Genomic DNA, 22,695 nt, shown 5'->3' with positions numbered 1-22,695 from the left:
TCTCACTTCGATCGACGTCCCTCTCGGGCCCAACTTCCGTCCCGCGAACGGATCGGTGCGCCGCAGGTGCGGCGATCCAGACGAAACGCCGTCGCCCCGCGAGGCGGCGTGATCCCCCTGGGGGGCGGAGCCGGCCAGATCACCCGGGAGACATGATCCTGAGGTGCAACGGTCACCCTTGTTCACATCCTGTTGCGATTGCCGCCCGCGGATATCCGCCGGACCCTAAACGCAGAAAGACCCCCGATCTTCGCGCTGCCAGGCGCTCCCGGGGGTCTCTGTGTGAACGAGGTCCAGCGTGCCTGCCAGCCCCCATCATGTCAACGAGTCCGCGTCCCTCGTGCCGCTCCCCGCCTCCGTGCGCGAGTTCGAGACACGCTGGAAGGAAGAGGCATGGCTGCGGTCGGCCCTCAACGACGGGACCCAGCCCAAGCGCCGGCCGATGAAGCCCGGATCGGAGCTTTTCGTAGCCGCTGCGGCGAGCCGCCGCGACCTCATCCACCGCCGGTTCTGGAAGGGGTTCGAGCATTTCGGGGGGACAGTTGCTGGGCGGCACCATGCACCGTTCACCGAGTCGGGCTTCCGATCGACGAGAAGCCACATGTTGAGACGCATCGTGCATGCCGTTCCTCGGGCGCGAGGAATGCTCGTCGGACGCGACAAGGGCGTGGTGTATGGGGTGGACTCGAAAACGCTCGGGCTGGACGAGCCCTACGTGCACCTGAACCCCGTCGTGCGATCCGTGTTCCGGATCGACCTCGATCATTGCTTCCCGTCCTGGGGGGCGCTTCGTCAGGAACTCGCCGAGCTCGCCCTGCCGTGCCTGCCGTCGATCGCTGTCGGCTACGAGGACGAGACCGGTCGTGTCGAACGCCCGCACCTCCTCTGGCTCCTCCCGTACAATCAGGGCGTCTGGTTCTCGGACAAGGACCAGCGCTGCCGGCGAGACATCATGAACCTCTGGCGGGGTGTCCATGCCGGCCTGACGAACGTCCTGATGCCGCTCGGAGCGGACCCCGGCGCGCTCTCGAACCCCGACAAGATCAAGAACCCCTTGAGCCCTTTCTGGTCGTTCAGGGTGTGGAACGAGAGCTTGTTCCCGTCCCTATCGGAGTGGGCCGGCTGGGTGGATACGTCCACCTCTCGCGATCGGATGATACGGGAGTCCGCCGTCGCCTTGTCCGGTATGAAGCGCACTGCCTCCAACGCCTTGTTCACCGCAGCGCAGACGCTGGCATTCCAGTTGCTAGGGGAATGGCACCGGGAGAACGACGCCGACTACAAGGGCGCGGTCCTGCGTCGAGATCGTGACGCGCTCGCGGAGCGGCTGTTCGGGACGCTGGTCGGACGCTTGAGCGCCGCTGCCGACAACCCGCGCCAGGCGCAGGCCATTCTCTACCGAGTGGCCTCCTACGCTGCGGATCACTGGGACCCGTCCCGCGCCTCCCGCGACGGGTCCCGCGATCGCGGGGCCTGCGCCGATGCCGTCGAGGACGTGCAGGGTGTCGCTGCCCGTCAGGCGGTCGGTGCACGCTACGCTGCCGCCGTTCGACGCTCCCGGTCCGCCGATGCGATCCGGGAAGCGATCGAGGCCGCACGAGCAGCAGGAGAGGCCGTCACCGTATCCGGCATCGCGCGCCGCGTTGGCAAGGACCGCAAGACGGTTCGGGCAAACTGGCCGGAGGCCGAACCGATCGGATGAGGGTGGGGAATTCAGTGTATAGTAAAAAAGCAGCAATGCTTCCCGGCCAACCCCGAACTCACAGACCGCTCCCTCCCCAGACGATGCTCTCAGACAACCTCAGGCAGAGGGTCGGTGTACGGGTCCAGCCATCGACCGCCCATCGGAGCGAAGTGCCGCGCGTTCCGCGTCAGGCAGACGAGACCATGAGCCTCGGCCGTCGATCCGATTGCGACGTCTGCGAAGCCGGGCTCGATGCCTGCCGCCAGCGCCCGGTCGGCCATGACGGCGGCATGATGAGCGGCCTTCAGATCGAAGGGGAGGATTCGGTCGGCGTAGAGGTGTTCGATCGCCGACCACCAGTCGAGCAGGACCGCAGCCTTCCGCGTAGCGCCCTTCCGTTGCAGCTTCGCAACCCCGGCCCGGACCTCGGCAGCGGTGACCGCCGACAGGTAGAGCCGCCCGGCTTGCCCCACCGAATCCATCCACGCGACGAGATGCACTGGCGCGGCCTTCGAGGACGGCGAGGCGACGGAGATGATGTTGGTGTCGGCGAGGAACACGGGTCAGAGGTCCAGTTCGCGCAGCGGCGCCTTGCTGCGCTCCGGAAGCTCCTCGATCCCCTCCGGGGCGGACATGAGTAGGCGTCCGAGGCTCGGGACGGTCGCCAGCCGACGCCACTCTTCGTACCCCAGCACGACGGCGGCGGGCCGGCCGTGGCGCGTTATGGTGACGGCCTCGCCGCCGGCCGTCAGCCCTTCGACCACCGCCGACAGCGTGGCCTTGGCCTCTTTCAGTTGAAGCTCTCTCATGCTATCTCCTTCGCGTAGACTACAGTGGTCTATTCGACCTTGGCGGATGGGGCAACCGGATTGGATCGACGTCCCTCGGACGAACGCTGCATCGGTGTGGCGCTGCTGCACCGGGAAACGGCGAGCCGATCTGCGATGTGCACCCAGCCGAGGCTGATGGAGCCTCCGGAGGGGAACGGCAATGAGCGAAGTGAACAGCGTAACCGACGTATGGGTGACGATCCTCGGCGGAGGGAAGTGCCAGACATGCCCTATCGCGCAGGGGTTGGCAGGCCACGCGATGCGGCTGGCGGAGATCACGGCTCCGACAACCGATGAATTCGAGCTGCTGGCGCTATCGGCCTGCCGCGGGTGCGTGGATGAGGTCGAGGTCGAGGAGATCGATCCGGGCGTGTGGGATATCGATCTGTGGCCGGCGCGCGAGGCGTACCGGCCGCTTGAGGTGATCCACCCCGCCGGGTGATGCTGGTCGGACCTCGCCCGCTCGGGCCATGCTGGACCCGGCGCTCCTACGGCTCCGCTATGCGCGGCTCCGCCTACGGAGCGCCTACCGACCGCGCTAGCCGCACTGTCTCGAAAGGGGGCACCGATGACTGCACTAACCGGCGTGAGCCGATTCCTCACCCTCGCCGCAGGCTACGTCGGGGGCGCAGCCCTTGCGGGCTACGGCACGTACCTTTTCTGGCTCCCCGACCTATCGCAGGAGCAGGTGCTGCTGACGGGCCTTCCGCTCGTCGGCGGCATCGGGCTGATGATGGCGACGGCCGAGCATCAGAGGCGCACCGCAGCACGCAGCGTGTGACCACCGCAGCGGTTCGTAGTTGGCCTCTACGTCCCGGCCCACCGACCGTCCATGGCCAAGCGCTATCGCGTCCCCTGTGGGGAGCCTGGACTGTCGCTGCGGCTGGGACGATGTTCGAGCCCACGAACCGCACACAGGAGGTCACCATGTTTCGCTTCTTCCGCGCCACCGCCCTTTTCATCGGCGTAGTCCTCCTCCGGGCGAGCCCGGTTCTCCTCATCCTCGGCTCCCCGCTCGTAGTCGTCGCCATCTGGCGGGCTGGCATGTGAGGCTGTCCGGAAACGAAGAAGGGGCGTCCCGGAGGATGCCCCTTCTTCTCTAGACCAGGAATGCTCGGCTCAGAAGTCGTCGGGTAGGCGACGCTCAACGTCGGCTCGTATACGCCGACACACGTCGCGCATCGCCTCAGTCGCGAGAGCGGGATGATCTTCCGGGAGGCTGTCCAACTCGTTGATGATGATTTCGCGAAGCCCCAGCACGGGGTCGGCGTTCGGGTGATCCGGCTGGCAAACGTAGGCGTATTCGCTGAGCGAGGTGACGCCGCGAATGCGGTGATAGTACCAGTCCGTCCCGAAATCCTCGGAAGGGGCCAGGCCCCGAATGGGGGCGCCCTCAACACGCTTAACCGTCATCGACGAATTGAGGGGGTGGGGGGTGTTGATGATACGCATCAGGCGTCCTTGAAGCTCGTTGAGGTATCCACACGGGGGAACCGGAACTGAGGGATTGCCGCGGCTGCTAGCGGCAATCCCCACCCTCAAGGGGAACTAGACCATGCCAGCGTTACCGCCGACGAAGGGGAAGGTCGCCAGAAACCGGCCTACCGTCAACTGCCTTTCCCAGCTTTCGCGATGCCCCCAGCGACCGCGCCCGGCGTCGCCCGCAGGCCACTCCGGAAACGGAAAAGGGTGCCCCCGAGAGGACACCCTTTCCGTTCTCTGAACCGCCTGTTCGGCGGGTGACTATACGCTCGGCGACGGATCGCGTTCACGATAATGACTGTGCGAGCGATACAAGATCGCGCTCACGATGCTTCAGAGCCGCCTGCTCGGCGGTGAACACCATCTATTCGACGGTATCGGTACTTCAATCCACATCCCTCAGGGATGCGACCCGAAGGCCGTGAGAAGAAGGTCGCCCGGAGCCGCCGACTCGTCAACCTCCCTTCCCAGCTTTCGCAACGAGCTTCCCGGCGACCGCGCCCGGTGTTGCTCGCAGGCCACTGCCGCCTCCGCCACCGGTCTCCGCCTTGCTCTTGAGGCCGGCACCGGGAACCGGCGTCCCTTTGCCACCGCCCACGACCCCGCCGACGACGGCTCGGCCGGCGTCCCCGTCACCCCATGCAGACGCGCTGTAGCCCAAGAACTCGGCGACCTTCTGCGGCATTTCGGTGACCATGCGGAAGCTCCACACGATGATAGTCCATTGGACGTAGATCATGACAGCGACCGCGATCACGACGCCGGTCACCCCGATGGAGTAGCCGACCTGAGATGCCTTGAACGCCGAGTTGTAGCCGAAGAGGAAGCCATTCAGGACCGCGACGTTGACGGCGTTCATCGCGACGAAAGCGGCAACGGTCACGACCGGTCGCAGGAGAATGCCGATGACCAGCGACACATAGCCCTGACGTTGCTCCTTGCCCACGAAGTCGGTTCCATTCAGCCGAACGTGCAGGAAGGCCCACACGACCACGGCGATCGCCGCCTTGATCACTTCCCACGCCCATGCCGCCAAGGCGAAGGTTGCGAACAGGAAGGGGAGCAGGGGGAGAAGGTACGCGAGGACCGCCCCACCCAACCACGCGAGCCCGATCAAGGGCCAGCCGGCGACCATGAGGAAATCGATCAGCCCGCCACCGACGCCGGCGAAGAGTGCGCTTCCGCCGTAGGCCGCGAGCGCCACCGCCCACGCGGCTTGCGCGCCGACGAGCAGGATCGCCCCAAGCGACATCAGATCCGAGACCGGATCGACACGCGGGGCCTCGTGAGCGGTGAGCCAGTCGAGGACAGGTAGCGTGACCGTCTGTACTACAGACGCGAGCACGGACTCCGCCTCCGCCTGTCCCGTCAGGGCATCGCCCTGCGCGAGCCGCGCCGCAGCGGACGACCGGCCGCCGTATGCCTCGACCACGGCGAGCGCCGAGCCGACCGGCCCGGCCAGGGTTTCCCACGCATCCGGGTTCGGTCGCATGCGCTCCGCCCGTTCGGCGACCGCCGACGTTGCCGAGAGGGAGGTGTGCGCCATAACGCGGTAGTACGAACCGAGGGCGTACCATCCGCGCTCCCGCACGTCCTCGAGGACGAGGGCTCGCATGTCCGCCGTCGAAGCGTCCGCCGCCGTCAGCCGCACCGCATCCGCCGACAGCGCCCGGTCGTATGCCTCTCCTGCCGCACGGAGATCGGCGGCGAGATCGGTCGGCAGCGCGCCCGCTTCCCGCAGCACCTCCGCGTACTCGGGACCGTGCCCTCGCACTAACGAGACCGACCGCAACTCCTCCGCCAAGGCATTCAGCCATTCGGCCTCCCGGACCCCGGCGACGATCGCTCCGACCGCCCCGCGGCGAGCCTCACCGAATGCGCCGCCGCCGAAATCGGTCGCGGCCGAGACCGTCAGTGAGCCGCAGGCGGGACCCCATGACCACGCGAATCCGGTCACGCTCTCGGGGGTGTCCTCGCCCCACGGAAGCCACGACGATCGCGCAGGGCTCACGACCGGCGTTCCCGCGACCGGAGGAAGCACCGCTACGTTGCTCGCCGCGACGTGCCGCCACGCGCGCGCGACATCGTGCGCCCGGACGCAGACCTCGGACTCAAGGATAGCGAGTGCGACGTCCCGTCCGCCGGCGGACACCGGTGCAAGCGGCTGGCCGTCACGAACGACCAGTGTCGCTGCGCCCTCGGCGGCGAGGTTGGCGATGTTGATGCCTGGCAGCGCTACCCAGTCGCGCAGCAGATAGTGGGCCGTCGAGAGCCCCGCCGACGTGACCGGTACGAGTAGTCCGATCCCGACGACGACGCGGACGATCGCGCTCGCGCCGGCCTGCTCGCGCGTCAGCGGCTCGCCCGTCCGGGCGGCGGTGACCAATGCTTGGACGATCTGGAATCCGAGCCATACAGCGGCAGCGAAAACCAGCGCCGTCGAGAGGGTGCCGATCACCGATGCGAAAGGGGTCGCGCCGTCGTCGGTCGGCAGGAGCGTCGTCAGAAGTTGCCACGCGACGTCCGTATCGGGAGGCGTAGCGAGAAGGTCGGCGGGCCTCATGCGCGTGGCTCCCGGTCGGTCTCACCGGCCGCGACCGGTGGCAGGAGATCGGCGACGAGCGCCCGGTCCCGCTCGGGCATCCGGGCGGCGAGGAACGCGATAATCTTCGCGTCCAACCGGCCGCTCTGGACGGCCGCGAGTAGCGCGGCACCGACGACCACTTTCCGCCGCGTGTCGTCGCGCCGTTGCGCCTGCTTGAGCGCCGCGTTCGCGCTCGCGAGCTTCCCCTCCAGCGAAGCGCGCCGCTGTTCGAGTTTGGTCAGGTCCACGGTGTGCCTCCCTCCGCTTCCGGGGGCGATCGATCGCGGCCCCGGCGGAGCCGACAGCCGGCCCCGGAACAAACAGTGTCCGTCACCGGCTTGCGGCCCGCAAACGACCGGCGGAACATATCGAGATCGGCGGAGCCTCCCCGAAGGGCGCGATTATATGTCACTGCGTGACATCGCTCCCTGCGGGGCCTCCCGCCTGAGGCAGGGAGAGATCAGCATGGGTACACTGGCCATGGCCGAGCGTGCTGCGTGGCGAGCGGCGAGGGACGCCTACGTGGTCCGCGAAGACGCTTCGTGTCGGCGCACTCACCCGGTCGAGCGCGCTGCGATCGATCGCTACTTCCACGCAGCGTGTCTCGCTTGGGCAGAAGCGCGGCTTGCGGCTGGCTCTGACACGGACGACCGCACTGCGTGACGTCCCTCCCGGACCATGAGGCGCTATGCCATGTCCGCGCGTCGGTTATCCAGCGCAGCCGCGGCAAGTCCGCTGTCGCCGCCGCAGCCTATCGTGCCGCAGCGCGCCTGACCGACGCTCGCACCGGCCAGACATGGGACTATTCGCGCAAGCGCCACGTAACGGATTCCTTCGTGATGCTTCCGATCGGCGCCCCCGACTGGGCGCAGGATCGCGAGGCCCTTTGGTCGCGCGTCGAGCTCGCCGAGAAACGGCGCGACGCGCAAACCGCCCGCGAACTCCAGGTTGCCATTCCCCGCGATCTTCCGCGCGATCGATGGGGGGCGTTCCTTGCTGACGTCGCCGCACCGTACCTCGCGGCCGGTGCAGCCGTAGACGTCGCTGTGCATACGCCGAAGGCCGGCGACGGCGGCGAGCAGCCCCACGCTCACCTCCTGATCACGACACGCAGGTTTGACCGTCAAACGGAGAACGGTTTCGCCGCGACCCGGAACGCCGCCGTCGCTGCGCTCCTGACGTCTGGCGGAAGCCACGGCGGCGGCGCGCGCGGCGACGCCCTCAAGCGCGAGCGCGAGCGGGTCGCAACGGTGATGAACGCACACCTCCGCGCGGCTGGTAGCCGCCGCCGCGCCGACCACCGATCGTACCTCGCGCGCGGCGACCCCCGGACGCCGGAACCGCCTATCGGCGAGGATCGCAAAGCTGCAGCTTCCCGGCGTCGCCGGCACGATCGTCGAACCGAGGCCGTGATCCGCCAGCGTGAGGCACGGAAAGCCGAAACAGAACTGACCAACCTGGAGATGCACATGGCCCTGACCGCCCGCGGATTCCCGCGCACGACCTCCTCCACCCGACAGCAGGACTACAGGCTCGGGCTCTTGCGCGATCGATACCCAGACTCGGCCCTGCCGACGTCCCTTGCCGCATCGGTCTACATGGTTGATGTCCGCGACCGGTTCCGGACGCGCGTCTTGCTGCGAGACGGCTCGTGGGTCGAGCACGACCCGCGCGCTCGGCTCGTGAGGACATGGGGGCCGCGCTCCGATGTCGCCGACGCGCTGGCGACGTCGCTTGGCGACGACACCGGCCACGCGATCGAACGCCTAGAGCGCCGCGCCGCCTCCCGTCGCCCAGGCGCTCCCCGCCGATCCGCTGCGCTTCCCGAGGCCGAGGCCATCAGCCTCGCCGACCGCTGGCGGCGTCGAGGCTACGAGGCTGTCACGGAGTCCCCGGCCGGCATCGTCGTCGGCGTGGGCGCTTCCCGGATCGTCGATCGCGGCGACTCTCTCGACGTGCACGGACCTGTCTCCGACGAGACCCTGCGCGCCCTCGCGTCGAAGGCGCGTGAGGACTGGGGCGGACGCCTCGCGCTCGACGGCCCTTGGTCGCAGGAAGTGACCGACCGCCTGTGGGCCGAGTGCCAGCGACAGGGCGTGACGCTGGATGGCGTCGAGCCGTCACCGGCCGCGCTCGCCGCCTGGCAGGCTGCGAACGCGCTCGCCGCCTGCGAGGCCGACGTCCTGCGCGCTGTCCGATCCGCTGCGCTGGATGCCGACGACGTGCTGGCGGCTGCTGCCGGCGACGTAGCCGCGCTCGGCCGGCTCCCCGACGATCTCCGCGCTTTCGTCAGCGGGCACCTAGATGACGAGCAGCGAGCCGACCTCCTACGTGCCGACCGCGACGAGGTGCTGTCGGCGCTGCCCGCGTTCCGGCGCATGGGTGCCGATGATCTCGCCCGCGACCCGACTGCGGCGACACTCAAGCCGACCTCGCCGACGCCAGAAGCCGCCCCGGCTCCCGTCGCACCGGCACCGGGGCTGACGGCATGACCGCCGACCCCGATTTCGTCCGCGCGCTCAAGCGGTACGCTCGCCGGCGGGCCGCTGGCCGGCCGGCTGCCGAGTGGGCTGTCGTCGCCTACATCGAGCCGGAGGACGAGGCTGGCAACTCCGCTGCATGGTGGCGCGAGGCCGGTGCCGTCGAAGCCGCTGCGACGAAACAGGCTCGCCAACTCCGGACGGACGGCGAGCCGTGGTGTCGATGGCTCGGCCGCGACCTCCGCATCGCCTCCGACCGGGACCTGCAGGCGTACTTCGTGACGGTCGGGGACGACCTGTCGGCGTGGTCGCGCCTGCGGCTGGATGTGCACCGGCACCCTTCCCGGACGCTGGACACGTGGACCCGGAAGGGACGTCGCATTCGGTCTGCAGTCAGCAAGGGGGCGGTGCCGACCGACATCCCTCTCGCCGCCCGGTTTGCCCGTCGAGGGGACGGCCGGCGTTCTCTCCAAGGGCTCTAGCGTCCTCTCTCGTGATCCTCTTTTCCTGGCGACCTTTGTATCGGGGAAGGTCGCTGGACGCGCTGTACGGGCAAACACGGAGACGTTTTCAGCGCGGTCGCGACCTCCCGGCAGGGTTTCGGTCACCCGGAGAGGCCGCGCGGGGTTTCCCTCGCCTATCCCGGAACGACGCCCGGAGCGCCGGGTCGGGTCGCTCGCCCCGCCCCTGGACGGCCTGCGGCTCGGTGAAGTCATGGCGAGCTGCTTCCATGCACTGCGCTTGCCGCAACATCCCGATGCCAATGGCAGTCCGGGGGGCCCGGCGTGCCACAGCGTCAGCAGCTTTCAGGTGCACCGTGAGGAGACTTCACTGACGACCGAACCTTCCGCGTTTGGAGTTTCAACTACCGCTTGCTACACGATTCTACGCAACTCAGGTCGGAGGATTCATGCTGAGCGCTGACGAGATCGACACCCTTTCGATCGACCGTATGATCTTCCATGTAGTCCGCCCTGATAGCCCCGACCCGCTGTTCCTGGCGGAGGCAGTTCCGCCACAGTTCCCCGAGTTCTTCGTGAAGCGGGTGCGAGACACCCTTCGAGGTGCTTCCTACGACTTCAGTGATGGGTCCGGGATTCCGACGCTGGTTGCATCAGCTTTAGCGAAGCCTGAGCCCGGCGGCGTAGACGGCTTCCTCGAGACCTCTCGGAGCTTAGCACGGCGCTTCAAGGACAAGGTGAAGGGAGACAACCGTATGGCGGCCGGCGCGCTCATGCTGCTCGCCATGAGAACCAGCGAAACCACCCTTGCAGCGTTGATCAAGTTCGACCATCACGCTGTGATCACATACAGCCTGGAGGCCAAAGACGGCGCGGACCCTAAGCCGCTTATGGAAAGCGTGATGCAGAACTTCTCGCAGGACCGGAAGGCAATGCAGAAGTCCGTCGTGATCCGCTTAGGGGACCCCACGCATACCGACCCTGATCGGCGCCGTCATCGTGTCCTGGTGATCGACCGATCCTCTTCGAGATATCGAGACGCTACCCAGCATTTCGAGAATTTCCTCGATATCCGTCGAACGTTCGCGAAAGAGGACTTGACCGGAAAGCTCTTTGCCGCAGCGAAGGCTACGATCGAGAAGCACAAGGAACTCATGCCTCTTGAGGTAGCCAGAGCTCCTACCCGATGCCTGCGTGAGACCTTCGAACGACTGAATGGGTTCGATAGTGACAACCCGGAAGAGCTATGGGGGGCGATCGCAGGCGGTATCGACGGCCTTGGGAGAGACGCCGTGTTGAAAACCTTCGGCCGCGAACTAGCCAACCGCGCAATCGCAACAGAGTCGTTTGAATTCGACAGGAAGGCGTTACCGAAGAGAGAATATAAGCGGCTCGTTGCAAAGGAAGGCTTCGCGCTTTGGTTTCGTGAGGAGCATGAGAAGGATGGGATCGTGAATGTCGTACGCGCTGATAACGGGTCGGCAACGATCACGCTGAAGACGACGAAGCTGGTGCAGGATGATGAGACCGAGACCCTCCCTAAGGTCACTGGCTGATCTCCACCCGGCCGGTGAGGGTACGTTCGAGGACGCTTCGATCTGGCGCTACGCCGGCGCCTCTCTTCGCGGTGAATTCGAGGCTCTAAGAGAGGCGCATGCGTTCGCGACAGACGCTGGATGGTCCATCGAAATTCGGGATGGCGAGTATGAACTCGTTCCGTTCGAAGATTCCGCGGAGCGACCGCTACCGAATGATATCAATATCCAACTTCGGAAGCCGAACGCGGGAAGGAGAGTATTCTTCCTAAGTGCTCTTGCTGCGATCGAGAACTTCGAGAAGGAGCCGGTCGACCACGCTGACGTGGTGTTCGTGCTGGCTGACTTCGATGACTTCCAGGCGGGCGACCGTTGGATTCGCTCTTGGGATGGTGCCGTCCCAAGTACGGACGCATCCTACGAGGTCACCCACTCTGATGCCGTCATCGACATCCGTCGGGGTTTGGTCCGCGATCTTTCGGGCGGCAAGATGCCGCGCGACCTCTACAGGTGGCTGCCGAACACAGCCCCAGCAGGCAGCGACTTCACGATCGCTTGGATGGATGCCGCCGCAGCCCGCCTCATGCTTGCGGTGGCAAGCGAGGTAGAAACCGATTCGATCGGAGCCCTCCGCGTCGTCCTGAATGGCCTCCGGAAGCGGGTCTTCAAAGCACCTACGCCAGAAGGGGTCACCACCGCTCAGTTCGAAATGCTGCGGGAGACCGTAGGATGGCTTCTTATCCCTTCGCGCGATGCCGAAGCTCGTCATCAGATGCTTGTGCGCCGCTTGGAACCGCTGGTCTCCGACCAAGACGATACGAGCTGGTGGAGAGCGATCTCACCGCATCTGAAGGAAGCGTTGATCGGCGCCAGGACCGAGTACCGCGTTTTCGTCACATCGAAATCCGCAGAGCTTCTAAAGACGATGACTGAGGTGCGGAAGGGCGTTGCGGAGGACGTGGACAAGATCGTTGCGCGCACCAACCGAATGTCTCAGGCATTCATTGGAGGGCTTGGAGTGCTCGCCGCTGGGCTGGGTGTTCGCGTCGCCACTCTGGCTGGTACGGAGGGCTCGGCGATCGCCACCCTCGCCTTCTGCACGGTAGTTCTGTTCGTCACGTGGTGCGGATTGAAGATGAACGAAGTCGTCGCTACGCGCTCGTTGATCGCCGATCTGCGGCACCTCCGGCGATGGCACGCACGGCTGCACCAAAGCCTCACACGCGCAGATTACCGAACCCTCGCGATGTCCCCTGTGATTGAAGCAGTGCGACTATACAACGAGACGCGACGATACACGCGCAAGGCATTCTGCGTTGCGGCTTGGGTTTTCACGCTTCTAGTCCTTGCAGCCCCGGCCATGCGTGGGTGGGAATGATTCAGGTGCTCGAACGCGATCCACTTGCATCCAGGCCACGAACACGCGCGAAGGGTTCCGGCGTAGGCGAAACCTGATCAACTCAGCTCCGAGGTCCGTAGCCGATCTGACGCTGTAACCTGAAAACGTCTGGAGCCGCATCCCCGATTGCACGGGTGACGAGGTGAGACCACGGCTCAAGCGCAATCCGCTTCAGCGGCAGGCGCTGCGCCTGCGAATACGCGATACGCGTGATCGCCGCCGCGTCCGGAACGCTGACCCCGTCCACGAAACGCGCACCGCTCTGCGAGTGATCCAGAACTGCGGACACGGCGTCTCCGCGGGTCGTCGCGTCCTCGATCTCCGTCGCGAACGTCCGCCGAATGTCGTGAGGAGACCAGTCCTCAGTTCGGACACCGACCTCTCGCAGCAGATTCGGGCTCTTGAGCTTCCGCCCGAACGGATCGGCACCCCGAAGTTGCGCGAGTCGTCGGTTGAGCGCTGCCGGTGCGATAGGAACATCCGCGCCGTCTTGCGCAGAACGCCGAGCTGGAAACAGGTGTTCGGAATCTCCCCCAAGTTCGATCGCTTCCCAGACGACGGACATCGCGTCAGGGGACAATGGAATCGTATGCGCCCGACGCCCCTTCATGCGCGCCGGAGGGACGTAGAGGATGCCCCACCCCTCCCGGTCGCCGCGCTCGTCGGCGATAACCTGTTCGCGGCGTATCGTGCAGACCGTCTCCCGACGCTGCGCAGTCAGGACGAGGAATTTCAGGGCTAGGACGTGCATGCGACCGGCACGTGCAGCGATCGCGCGACCGGGCATGCGCTCGAACGCGTCGGCGATCGCAAGCGTGAGACCGATGTCGCGCACGGATGGCATTCGCGATCGTACTCGCTCCGTATAGGTAGCGTTGACGTCACGCCACCATCCAGTCACGTCGCCGAGGCCGGATGCGGAGCCGTGGTGTCTCTTCGCCCATGACAGCGCAGCCTTGACGTTGGCAAGCGTCCGGCGGGAGGTCGAGCCGCCGTTGCGGGCTAGAACATCATCCCGATAGCGTTCGAGGTCCCGCGCATCGAATTCGCGAGCGAGAAGCTCCGCGATCGGGGCGAACGTGTCGGCACCGAGCACCGAAGTCTCGACGTCCCTCACAGACCGGGAGGACGGGGGGCGACGCTCTCCCCGGACGACGCGGCCGGCTTTCAGGTGCTCGTCAACGTATCGCCGGACAACCTCCTTAACAGTCCATTCGCTCGCCTCGCGTCCCCGCCGACGAAGAACCACAGCTTCCGCCTCCTCGGCTTCCGCTCCGGCCATGCGGGCGTCGAGCCAAGGCCGAGGATCGATATCCGAGCGAAGCATTCCTCGCGCTTGGGATGCAAGCTCGCGCGCCTCCCGCACGTTCCACCGACTTGCCGGACCAAGTGTGAGCGATGACGTCCGAAATTTCAGCAGCCACACGGCCCGTCGCCCCCTGACCCGGATGCGCAGACCGACTTCGCGCGTATCGGTCCAGTCCATAAGAGATGTGGTTCCGACGTCGGCCAGCGCTAGCGCCTCGACCACATGGCGGCCAGCAAGAGTTACGGACTTCGATGCCATTGGATTGCACCTGTACCTAGATTGTACCTAGCTCACAGGGACGTCGTAGCGACCATATCGACATGCACCTAACGTCCCCCTAGGAGGAAAACCCCTTTTAACTAAGGGCTTTCAGGGTTAATAGGGCGGCAGAGGGACGTCAATCAGTATCGGTGATACCAGACTACGAATCTGGGGGTCAGAGGTTCGAATCCTTTCGGGCGCGCCATTTTCATACATAACTGCGAACACCGTGCACGCCGATGGTGCAGCCTTTACGGCTATGGCCTGCTCCAGCGTCGCCTTGTCGCCTGTTATGCGAACGGCATAGTCGTCAACTTCCACGCGCTCGATGACAGAGCGTCAGATAAGCCTTCCGGGACAGGATCCCCCCTGTCGCGATGTTCTCGCGCATGGGCCGTCCGAACCGCTCGACGATTTCCGGCGGAAGCTGCATCGCGGGAATGACCCTTGTACGGACGCGATCGAGTGCGGCCCAAGCGCGCTCACGGTCGAGGCGAAAAACACCGATGCACTTCCGCAGGATCCGTTGTGAACAGCTGTTCCGGTAGATGCTCGACGACGAAATCGTCGAGGGAGTCCGCGCGCACCGAGCGGCCTTTGCAAGAGGCATTGTCGGAGCGAGCACAAGCTGAGCAGGCGTAGTAGCGGTGAACAGCGCCGTTTCGGGAGGTGCCGGTCCTCAGTCCTCGGGCGCCGATGGCCTGTATCCGAGCGAGGAATGCGCAGACGGTGCTGTAGTGGCGGCGCCAGCCCTCGACGATGATCCTGGCTTTCGGCGAGGGAAGGTTCCTCCGCCGAGGAGTTCGTCGAGCAGCGAGCGTTGAGCTTTCGATGGTGAGGCCGGCAACGCCACCGGTTCGAGCAAACTGTGAACCGTCTCGGACGGACTGCGGGGGGCGATGCAGGCGGTTTCGCTGCCCCCGGGGAAGGAATGCGGCCGACCCAACACGTCGATTGAATCCACCGATGCGGCCGCGGACACCGATCGGCCCGATCTCTTGCTGCACCGACTTTCGCACTCGTGCATACCGAACGATTGCAATATAAATACTAATATACTAGTATCGCCGCGTTGATGAGTTCGACCGTACGGTTTGATTGCTGGGCGAAGAGCGAGGGTAACGAATGGCAAGGCAGCGTATGGCTCGCATTGCAGGGACCGGGGACGCGGCACTACGTGCCGTCGCTCCTAGAGCTGCCACCCTCGTCTACCGCGCGCTCCACGCCGACATCGTTTCGCTCTGCCTGAAGCCTGGAGAGCCGCTCCACGATCGCGAACTCGAGACGCGTTTCGGGGTCAGCCGCACGCCGATCCGCGAAGCCATCCTGCGTCTCGCAGACGAGAAGCTCGTGGACATCTTTCCTCAGTCAGGCACCTTCGTCTCGCGCATTCCGGTGCGCGTGCTCTTCGAGGCGATCCTGATCCGCAAGGCGCTGGAAGAGACAACGGTGCGCCTTGCTTTGGAGGCCGGCACGCGCGAGCGCTTCGACGTGCTGGAAGCCAACCTCGGCGCGCTCGAAGCTGCCGCCCGCGCACAGAATCGGCCCCTCTTCCATGAACTCGACACCGCCTTCCACGAAGAGATCAGCCATATCGCCGGCTTTCCTGGCATCTGGGACGCGATCCAGCAGGTGAAGGTCCAGATCGACCGCTACCGGCTTCTGACCCTCCCGGAAGAAGGGCGCCTGTCGCGCGTCGTGGAAGAGCACGCAGCCGTGCTCGCGGCTCTGCGCCAAGGCGACGCCGACGCCGCGGTCGGCGCCATGGGCCACCATCTCGGTCAAATGCTCGGTGAACTGAAGGACCGGGGGCGGCTCGATCCGGACCATTTCATCGACGACGACGCGGACGGCGCCGCCGATCGCCTGACCGTCGCCAGCACCAGGACCAGCAGCCATGCCCATTGAAATCCGCCAAGCGACTCATCCCGAGGCCGTGCGGGCCTACGGCACCGACGAACTCAGACGCCATTTCCTGATCGAGCGTGTCTTCGTGCCCGGCGAGGTAGCGCTGACCTACTGGCACACCGACCGCCTCGTCGTTGGCGGCGCGATGCCGTCCGAGGCGGCGCTGCGCCTGGAGACGTCGAAGCCCATCGGTCAGGAGCATTTCCTGGCCGAGCGCGAACTCGGAATCCTCAATCTCGGGGGTGCGGGACGCGTGTCGGTCGACGGTAGCGTCCACGAGGCAGCACGCCTGGACGGCCTCTATGTCGGCCGGGGTGTGCGGGAGGTGCTGTTCGAATCCGCGCAGGCGAGCGATCCGGCCCGTTTCTATCTCGTCTCAGCGCCGACCCACGCCGACCATCCGGTGCGCCATCTGAGGCCCGCCGACGCGCGGCGCCTTGAGCTTGGCGCGACAGGGACCGCGAACCGGCGCACGATCTTCCAATACATCCATCCCGAGACCTGCGCCTCCGGCCAGCTCGTGATGGGCGCGACCTTTCTGGAGGAAGGCAGCGTCTGGAACACGATGCCCGCCCACACCCACGACCGGCGCAGCGAGGCCTATCTCTACTTCGACGTGCAGGCCGAGCACCGCGTGTTCCACTTCATGGGCGAAGGCGACCACACGCGGCACCTCGTCGTCGCCGACGGGCAGGCCGTGCTCTCGCCGCCCTGGTCGATCCATTCGGGCGCGGGAACCTCGAGCTACGGCTTCGTTTGGGCGATGGCCGGCGACAACAAGAGCTTCACCGACATGGACCACATCGCGATCGGCGATTTGAGGTAGGCGACATGACCAATCCCTTCGACCTGTCCGGGCGCATAGCCGTCGTAACCGGCGCCAATACGGGCCTCGGGCAGGGCATCGCGCTCGCTCTCGCCCAGGCCGGGGCGGCGATCGTCGCCGTCGGCCGCTCCGCAATGGACGAGACGCGCGCCGGCGTGGAAGCGGCCGGCGGGCGCTTCCACGAGATCCGCGCCGATCTGTCCACGACCGAGCCGCTGCAGGCCATTGTGGACGACACCGTCGCGCACTTCGGTGCGCTCGACATCCTCGTCAACAATGCCGGCATCATCCGCCGAGCCGATGCGGTGGACTTTACCGAGGCCGACTGGGACGCGGTGATCGACACCAATCTGAAGTCGGCGTTCTTCCTCAGCCAGGCGGCAGGCCGCCACATGCTGGAGCGCGGGCGCGGCAAGATCGTCAACATCGCCTCGCTCCTGTCCTTCCAGGGCGGCATCCGCATCCCGTCCTACACCGCCTCGAAGAGCGGGCTCGCGGGCCTCACGAAGCTGCTTGCCTGCGAATGGGCGGGCCGCGGCGTCAACGTCAACGCCATCGCGCCGGGCTATTTCGTGACGAACAATACGCAGGCCCTGCGTGAGGACCCCGAGCGCTCGTCGGCCATCCTCGCCCGCATTCCTGCGGGACGCTGGGGCGAGCCTTCAGACATCGGTGGCGCGGCAGTGTTCCTCGCCTCCGCCGCCGCCGACTACGTGCACGGCACGGTCATCGCCGTCGACGGGGGCTGGCTCGCACGCTGAGCGGGCCGGAAGCGGGAGGGGAGGCCCATGCGATACGAAATGAACTTCGAGGCGCTCCTGCCCTACTGGCAGGACTTCCTCTCCGGCGCGCTCGTGACGCTGCAGATCACCGTGCTCTCCGTCGCAATCGGGCTCGTGATCGGCGTACTGTGCGCGGTGGCGCGGCGTTCGCGATACGCCGTCATGCGCACTCTCGTCGGCATTTATGTCGAGGCGGTGCGCAACACGCCCTTCATCGTCCAGATCTTCTTCATCTTCTTCGGCCTGTCTTCGATCGGCATCCGCATGCCGATCATCACCGCGGCTGTCTTCGCCATGGTCATCAATGTCGGCGCGTACACAGCCGAGATCGTGCGCGCGGGCATGGATTCGATCCATCCGAGCCAGATCGAGGCCGCCGAGGCGCTTGGCCTTTCGCGTTTCCAGATCTACCGCGACATCATCCTCCTGCCGGCGATCGAGCGCGTCTACCCCGCCCTCACCAGCCAGTTCATCCTGATGATGCTCTCCACCTCGATCGCCTCGCAGATCTCGGCGGACGAGTTGACCGGGGTCGCCAACAACATCCAGTCCAACACCTTCCGCTCGATCGAGACCTACATCGTGATCGCGGCCCTCTACATCGCGATCACCTACCTCATGCGCGGCGCGTTCCACGCCATCGCCCTTGTCGCCTTCCCGCGCCGCCGTCGGCTCGGCACGAGCCTTTGAGGAGGATGCGATGACCGGCGGCTTCACCACCAATCATCTGATCTACCTCCTCTACGGCCTGTGGTGGACGGTCGTCCTCTCAGCACTCGCCTTCGCGCTCGGCGGCGTGGCCGGATTCATCGTCATGCTCGGCCGGATCTCGCGCCGGCGCTGGCTGCGCCGCCTGACGCTCGTCTACGTCCAGATCATCCAGGGCACGCCGCTGCTGATACAGATGTTCATCATCTATTTCGGCCTCGGCGTCGTTGGGATCGACGTCTCGGCGATCCTTGCCGCGGGCCTCGGCATGATGATTTATTCCTCGGCCTATCTCGGCGAGATCTGGCGCGGCTCGGTGGAATCGATCAACCGCACGCAGGTCGAGGCGGCCGAATGCCTGGCCCTGTCGCGCTGGCAGGCGCTGATCGACGTCATCCTGCCCCAGGCCATGCGCATCGCCACGCCGCCCACGGTCGGGTTCATGGTGCAGCTGGTGAAGAACACCTCCCTCGCCTCCGTGGTCGGCTTCCTGGAGCTGACGCGCTCGGCGCAGGTCATCAACAACACTCTATTCCAGCCCTTCCTGGTCTTCGGGATCGCGGCCTTCCTTTACTTTTGCGTCTGCTACCCGCTGTCGGTCTGGAGCCGCTCGCTCGAGAGGAAACTCAATGTCGGCCGTCGTTAGCCTTCGGGACGTCGTCAAGCGCTTCGGATCACTGGAGGTGCTGAAGGGCATCTCCTTCGAGATCGCGCCCGGCGAAGTGGTGGCGCTGATCGGGCAGTCGGGCTCCGGCAAGTCGACGGCGCTGCGCTGCATCAACCGGCTGGAGGTCATTCAGGGCGGCACGATCGAGGTGTGCGGCCACCGCGTCGAGGACGAGCGGCTGGATCTTCGCGCGCTGCGCCAGGACGTCGGCATGGTGTTCCAGTCCTACAACCTCTTCCCGCACATGAACGTGGCCGAGAACATCATGCTGGCACTGCGTCGCGTGAAGAAGACGCCGCGCGGGGAAGCGATCGAGACCGCGCGCCGGGTGCTTGCGCAGGTCGGCCTTCTGGAGAAGATCGAGGCCTATCCCGAGCAGCTCTCCGGTGGCCAGCAGCAGCGCGTCGCGATCGCCCGCTCGCTCGCCATGAGCCCGAAAGTGATGCTGTTCGACGAGGTGACCTCCGCACTCGACCCCAAGCTGACGGGCGAGGTGCTGCGCGTGATGGAGGACCTCGCCAAGGGCGGCATGACGATGATCGTCGTGACCCACGAGATGGGGTTCGCGCGCAAGGCCGCCGACCGAGTGATCTTCATGCACACGGGGCGGGTCTGGGAGACGGGCGGACGGGAGATTCTCTCCACGCCGCAGACCCCGGAGCTGAAGGAGTTCCTCGCCAACGACCTGTGAGGCGTCGGCAGGATCAGGAGGAGTGCCTGCGACATGCGGGCGATATGGGAGAGTAGAGATGAAGATGTTCACGAAGACCGCCCTGATGGCGGGCGCCACGCTGGTGGCGCTCACCTCGTTCGCGCACGCGGACCGGCTGGAGGACATCCGCGCGGCGGGCAAGGTCCGCATCGCGGTCGCCATGGGCATTCCGCAATATTCCTACGTCGACGGAAATCTCAACGCGACCGGCTCGGATGTGGAGACCGCGCGCCTCATCGCCGAGGATCTCGGCGTCGAACTCGAGCTCGTGGAGATTACCAACGCCGCGCGCGTGCCCACCATCCAGACGGGACGCGCCGACATTCTCGTATCCGCGCTCGGCATCACCGAGGAGCGCAAGCAGGCGGTGGACTACACGGTCCCCTACGCCACGCTATCGATCATCGTCGCCGCGCCCGCGGCCGAGGAGATCGCCTCCTACGAGGATCTGACAGGCAAGCGCATCGGCGTGACGCGCGCCACCACGAACGACCAGGACATCACCGCCAAGACGAGCGGCGCCGAAATCCTGCGCTTCGAGGACGACGCCACGCTCATCACCGCCGTCGTTTCCGGGCAGATCGACATCATCTCATCGCAGTCGGCGGTTCTGGGCGGCATCAACGAGCGGCGCGCGGGCGAACCGTTGGAGACCAAGTTCACGCAGGCCGAGACCAATCTCGGTATCGCCATAGCCAAAGGCGAGGACAATCTGCGCGAATGGCTGAACGAGTGGGTCACCACCAATTTCGAGAACGACCGCCTGCGGGAAGTCTTCCGCGAGTTCCACGACCGTGAACTGCCGGATGACCTCCTGTCGCGCGGCTGAGAAAACGCCTCCGGAAGGCGGGTGATCGCCTGCCTTCCATTCCCTTATCCAGGACGGACGAGACGCGATGAAAGCGGCCTTCTACACCGGCAACCGGACCTTCGAGATCCGCGACGTGGCGCCGAACGAGCCGGGTCCGGGCGAGGTGCGCGTGCGCGTCGCCTTCAACGGCATCTGCGGCACCGACATGCATGCCTATCACGGGGCTATGGACAAGCGCATCGGCCACAACCGCATCATCGGCCACGAGATGTCGGGACGCATCAGCGCGATTGGCTCGGGCGTCGAGGGACGCACGATCGGCGATCCCGTCGTGGTGCGGCCGCTGGAACCCTGCGGCGCCTGCCCGGCCTGCGCGGCCGGCCACAGCCACATCTGCCACAACCTGAAATTCCTCGGCCTCGACACGGACGGCGCCCTGCAGGAGGAGTGGTGCGTGCCGTCCTTCGCCGTCCACGCGCTGCCCACCGACCTGCCGCTCCACCACGCGGCGCTCTGCGAGCCGGTGGCGGTCGCCTGCCACGACGTGCGCATGGGCCGCGTATCCCCAGGAGAGGACGTTCTCGTCATCGGCGCGGGGCCGATCGGCGTCCTCATCGCCATGGTGGCGCGCGCCCAAGGCGCCAACGTCGCGATCAGCGAGATCAACCCGCACCGGCTGAAGACCGTCGCCGAACTCGACTTCGACGCGCTCGACCCATCGAAGACCGACGTCGCGGCTGCGATCATGGAACGCACCGGCGGCAAGGGCGCGGACGTCGTGTTCGAGGTCTCCGGCACCCAGGCCGGCACGAACCTCATGACCGATGCCGCGGCGACGCGCGGGCGCATCGTGATGGTCGCGATCCACACCAGGAAACCCGAAGTCGATCTATTCCGCTTCTTCTGGCGCGAGCTCGAACTGATCGGGGTGCGTGTCTACGAGAAGGAAGATTTCGATCACGCGATCGCGCTGATCGCGTCGGGCGCGATCGACTGCGAGCGCATGATCACCGACGTGCGCGACCTCGACGCGGTGGCGGACGCCTTCGCCGCGATCGACGCCGGCGGTCCGGCCATGAAGAGCCTCATTCGCGTTGCGGTCTGAAGCCTCGGTCTACAGAACCGGCATGGGGATCGACATAAGCTTACGCCTCACAGATCGCAGCGAGAACAGGATGTTGGCTGCGAAAGCGATGGCGGAGAAGAAGACGGTTGGGCATTGGTCATAGCGGGTTGCGGCGCTGTGCCAGTCCTTCAAACGTCCGAACATGATCTCGATGCGGTTGCGCTGGCTGTAGCGGCGCTTGTCATGGCGCAACGGTGCGTTTTGAGACTCGCCTGCACAGCACTCCGGAACCAGTCGGCGTCGTGCCTAGATCGGCCGCCGAGTTCCCAATTCACCCGCGACAAGGACGTCGCATGGGGCCGAAAGAAGCACGCGCTCGGCGACTGACCCGAAAAGTCGCGCAAGGAAGCCGGTGCGTCCGTGGGTGCCGATCGCCACGAGATCCACACCGTGATCCGCCGCGTAGGAGTTCAGAAGCGAGAGCGGCTGGCCGGGCTCGAGGATCGTGCGCAAGCGCTCGCCGTCTCGCTGCCGGTTGAGGAAGGCGTTCGCCTCGGCGCGAACGTGGCGATAGGCCGGATCGTCCTCGCCGAGCAGATGGGCGGACATACCCTCTTCTTCGGTCTCATAGGCATGGAGTAGGTCGATCGTGACGCCGGGGCACAGATCGAGCGTGACATCGAGCGCCCGTGACGAGGCCTGCGAGAAATCGGTCGCGACAACGACGCGCTCGTAAGGAGCGAGCGGACGGCGCTTCACCACGAGAACCGGCGCGAGCCCGCTCTTGATCGAACGCTCCACGGTGGAGCCGAGCACGACGCGGCCTTGCCCCGTGTCGCGTGCGACACCGGTGACCAGAAGATCGAACCGACGCTCCTGCATCTGGCGCGTGACGAGATCGGGAGCGGAGCCCTCGCGTACGATGACCTCCGCTGCGTGATCGAGCGCTCCGATCTGCGCCCGGATTTCAGACCCGGCCGCCTCGATGAGGCGATCGAGGCGTTGCCATCCGGGCTTCTGGCTGCGCCAGGAGGGGATGTTGACCTCCTCGCGGATGCCCTTCTGGTCTTCTACGGCGTGGACCACGGTCAGTTGCGCGCCGGTCGAATGCGCCAGCCGGACGGCACGGTCGACCGCCCGGTCACTCCGAGCGGTCAGGTCCGTGGCCAGAAGAATATGTCGCATCATGG

Annotated in this window: 24 protein-coding genes and 1 pseudogene; 16 read left to right on the top strand and 9 right to left on the bottom strand. The window is 65.9% G+C overall.

From position 1 onward, the window contains the following. Positions 1–643 precede the first annotated feature (643 nt). Positions 644–1,702: a hypothetical protein gene (locus tag H1343_RS05005; RefSeq protein ID WP_185984829.1), complete on the top strand. Its 1,059-nt coding sequence runs from the start codon at positions 644–646 to the stop codon at positions 1,700–1,702. Positions 1,703–1,791: 89 nt separating this feature from the next. Here the strand turns inward: H1343_RS05005 and H1343_RS05000 are convergent, their stop codons facing one another. Together H1343_RS05000 and H1343_RS04995 are read right to left on the bottom strand one after the other, a co-directional pair. Next, positions 1,792–2,244 (bottom strand): PIN domain-containing protein, encoded by a 453-nt coding sequence (locus H1343_RS05000; RefSeq protein WP_185984828.1) that lies wholly within the window; start codon positions 2,242–2,244, stop codon positions 1,792–1,794. A gap of 3 nt (positions 2,245–2,247) precedes the next feature. Beyond that, complete coding sequence (locus tag H1343_RS04995) at positions 2,248–2,493, bottom strand: type II toxin-antitoxin system Phd/YefM family antitoxin (RefSeq protein WP_185984827.1); 246 nt, start codon at positions 2,491–2,493, stop codon at positions 2,248–2,250. A 181-nt stretch (positions 2,494–2,674) separates the two neighbouring features. Between H1343_RS04995 and H1343_RS04990 the strand changes: the two genes are divergently transcribed. The 3 genes from H1343_RS04990 to H1343_RS17075 all read left to right on the top strand — a co-directional run bounded on the left by H1343_RS04990 (position 2,675) and on the right by H1343_RS17075 (position 3,564). Then, complete coding sequence (locus tag H1343_RS04990; protein WP_185984826.1) at positions 2,675–2,956, top strand: hypothetical protein; 282 nt, start codon at positions 2,675–2,677, stop codon at positions 2,954–2,956. A 126-nt stretch (positions 2,957–3,082) separates the two neighbouring features. After that, the gene (locus H1343_RS04985; protein WP_185984825.1) at positions 3,083–3,295 is read left to right on the top strand and encodes a hypothetical protein; all 213 of its coding nucleotides are present in this window, start codon (positions 3,083–3,085) and stop codon (positions 3,293–3,295) included. A gap of 146 nt (positions 3,296–3,441) precedes the next feature. Further along, positions 3,442–3,564: a hypothetical protein gene (locus H1343_RS17075; RefSeq protein ID WP_281374748.1), complete on the top strand. Its 123-nt coding sequence runs from the start codon at positions 3,442–3,444 to the stop codon at positions 3,562–3,564. A gap of 69 nt (positions 3,565–3,633) precedes the next feature. Here the strand turns inward: H1343_RS17075 and H1343_RS04980 are convergent, their stop codons facing one another. The 3 genes from H1343_RS04980 to H1343_RS04970 form a co-directional block, all read right to left on the bottom strand. Further along, positions 3,634–3,966, bottom strand: a complete 333-nt coding sequence (locus H1343_RS04980) for a hypothetical protein (protein WP_185984824.1) — start codon at positions 3,964–3,966, stop codon at positions 3,634–3,636. A gap of 484 nt (positions 3,967–4,450) precedes the next feature. Beyond that, positions 4,451–6,559 carry a DotA/TraY family protein gene (locus H1343_RS04975; protein WP_185984823.1) on the bottom strand — a complete coding sequence of 703 codons (2,109 nt, stop codon included), beginning with the start codon at positions 6,557–6,559 and terminating at the stop codon, positions 4,451–4,453. Beyond that, positions 6,556–6,828, bottom strand: coding sequence for a hypothetical protein (locus tag H1343_RS04970; protein WP_185984822.1), 273 nt, complete (start codon positions 6,826–6,828; stop codon positions 6,556–6,558). Before H1343_RS04970 ends, H1343_RS04975 begins: the two co-directional genes overlap by 4 nt. Positions 6,829–7,239: 411 nt before the next feature. On the opposite strand from H1343_RS04970, the gene H1343_RS04965 reads away from it, so the two are divergent. The 4 genes from H1343_RS04965 to H1343_RS04950 all read left to right on the top strand — a co-directional run bounded on the left by H1343_RS04965 (position 7,240) and on the right by H1343_RS04950 (position 12,434). Beyond that, complete coding sequence (locus H1343_RS04965; protein ID WP_185984821.1) at positions 7,240–9,072, top strand: MobA/MobL family protein; 1,833 nt, start codon at positions 7,240–7,242, stop codon at positions 9,070–9,072. Then, positions 9,069–9,542, top strand: coding sequence for a hypothetical protein (locus H1343_RS04960; protein WP_185984820.1), 474 nt, complete (start codon positions 9,069–9,071; stop codon positions 9,540–9,542). Before H1343_RS04965 ends, H1343_RS04960 begins: the two co-directional genes overlap by 4 nt. Positions 9,543–9,970: 428 nt before the next feature. Continuing rightward, complete coding sequence (locus H1343_RS04955; RefSeq protein ID WP_185984819.1) at positions 9,971–11,077, top strand: nucleoid-associated protein; 1,107 nt, start codon at positions 9,971–9,973, stop codon at positions 11,075–11,077. Next, complete coding sequence (locus H1343_RS04950) at positions 11,040–12,434, top strand: hypothetical protein (protein WP_185984818.1); 1,395 nt, start codon at positions 11,040–11,042, stop codon at positions 12,432–12,434. Before H1343_RS04955 ends, H1343_RS04950 begins: the two co-directional genes overlap by 38 nt. A gap of 82 nt (positions 12,435–12,516) precedes the next feature. Here H1343_RS04950 and H1343_RS04945 read toward each other — a convergent pair whose 3' ends face one another. Together H1343_RS04945 and H1343_RS17185 are read right to left on the bottom strand one after the other, a co-directional pair. Then, positions 12,517–14,022, bottom strand: a complete 1,506-nt coding sequence (locus tag H1343_RS04945) for a tyrosine-type recombinase/integrase (RefSeq protein WP_185984817.1) — start codon at positions 14,020–14,022, stop codon at positions 12,517–12,519. Between the two features lie 485 nt (positions 14,023–14,507). Further along, on the bottom strand, positions 14,508–15,032 hold the full coding sequence (locus tag H1343_RS17185; RefSeq protein WP_185984816.1) for a recombinase zinc beta ribbon domain-containing protein: 525 nt from the start codon (positions 15,030–15,032) through the stop codon (positions 14,508–14,510). 133 nt (positions 15,033–15,165) lie between these two features. On the opposite strand from H1343_RS17185, the gene H1343_RS04935 reads away from it, so the two are divergent. The 8 genes from H1343_RS04935 to H1343_RS04900 all read left to right on the top strand — a co-directional run bounded on the left by H1343_RS04935 (position 15,166) and on the right by H1343_RS04900 (position 21,544). After that, the gene (locus tag H1343_RS04935) at positions 15,166–15,933 is read left to right on the top strand and encodes a GntR family transcriptional regulator (RefSeq protein WP_246333342.1); all 768 of its coding nucleotides are present in this window, start codon (positions 15,166–15,168) and stop codon (positions 15,931–15,933) included. After that, positions 15,923–16,759 carry a 5-dehydro-4-deoxy-D-glucuronate isomerase gene (kduI, locus tag H1343_RS04930; RefSeq protein ID WP_185984814.1) on the top strand — a complete coding sequence of 279 codons (837 nt, stop codon included), beginning with the start codon at positions 15,923–15,925 and terminating at the stop codon, positions 16,757–16,759. The genes H1343_RS04935 and kduI overlap by 11 nt, the downstream gene beginning before the upstream one ends. A gap of 5 nt (positions 16,760–16,764) precedes the next feature. Beyond that, on the top strand, positions 16,765–17,520 hold the full coding sequence (kduD, locus tag H1343_RS04925) for a 2-dehydro-3-deoxy-D-gluconate 5-dehydrogenase KduD (protein WP_185984813.1): 756 nt from the start codon (positions 16,765–16,767) through the stop codon (positions 17,518–17,520). Positions 17,521–17,547: 27 nt separating this feature from the next. Further along, positions 17,548–18,231 (top strand): amino acid ABC transporter permease, encoded by a 684-nt coding sequence (locus tag H1343_RS04920; RefSeq protein WP_185984812.1) that lies wholly within the window; start codon positions 17,548–17,550, stop codon positions 18,229–18,231. 10 nt (positions 18,232–18,241) lie between these two features. Continuing rightward, positions 18,242–18,895: an amino acid ABC transporter permease gene (locus H1343_RS04915; protein WP_185984811.1), complete on the top strand. Its 654-nt coding sequence runs from the start codon at positions 18,242–18,244 to the stop codon at positions 18,893–18,895. Next, a complete protein-coding gene (locus tag H1343_RS04910; RefSeq protein WP_185984810.1) occupies positions 18,879–19,607 on the top strand; it encodes an amino acid ABC transporter ATP-binding protein in 729 nt (242 codons plus the stop codon). The genes H1343_RS04915 and H1343_RS04910 overlap by 17 nt, the downstream gene beginning before the upstream one ends. Before the next feature lie 58 nt (positions 19,608–19,665). Continuing rightward, positions 19,666–20,457, top strand: coding sequence for a transporter substrate-binding domain-containing protein (locus H1343_RS04905; protein ID WP_185984809.1), 792 nt, complete (start codon positions 19,666–19,668; stop codon positions 20,455–20,457). Between the two features lie 67 nt (positions 20,458–20,524). After that, on the top strand, positions 20,525–21,544 hold the full coding sequence (locus H1343_RS04900; protein ID WP_185984808.1) for a zinc-dependent alcohol dehydrogenase: 1,020 nt from the start codon (positions 20,525–20,527) through the stop codon (positions 21,542–21,544). A gap of 9 nt (positions 21,545–21,553) precedes the next feature. On the opposite strand, the pseudogene H1343_RS04895 reads toward H1343_RS04900, so the two are convergent. Next, positions 21,554–21,751: pseudogene (locus H1343_RS04895) on the bottom strand (hypothetical protein); the annotation flags it as partial. A 60-nt stretch (positions 21,752–21,811) separates the two neighbouring features. Further along, on the bottom strand, positions 21,812–22,693 hold the full coding sequence (locus H1343_RS04890; protein WP_185984806.1) for a universal stress protein: 882 nt from the start codon (positions 22,691–22,693) through the stop codon (positions 21,812–21,814). Positions 22,694–22,695: the final 2 nt, after the last annotated feature.

The sequence above is a fragment of the Aureimonas mangrovi genome (genome assembly GCF_014058705.1).
GTDB lineage: Bacteria > Pseudomonadota > Alphaproteobacteria > Rhizobiales > Rhizobiaceae > Aureimonas > Aureimonas mangrovi.
Note: the sequence above shows the minus strand (reverse complement) of the source record. Positions and strands in the feature narration are given on the sequence as shown.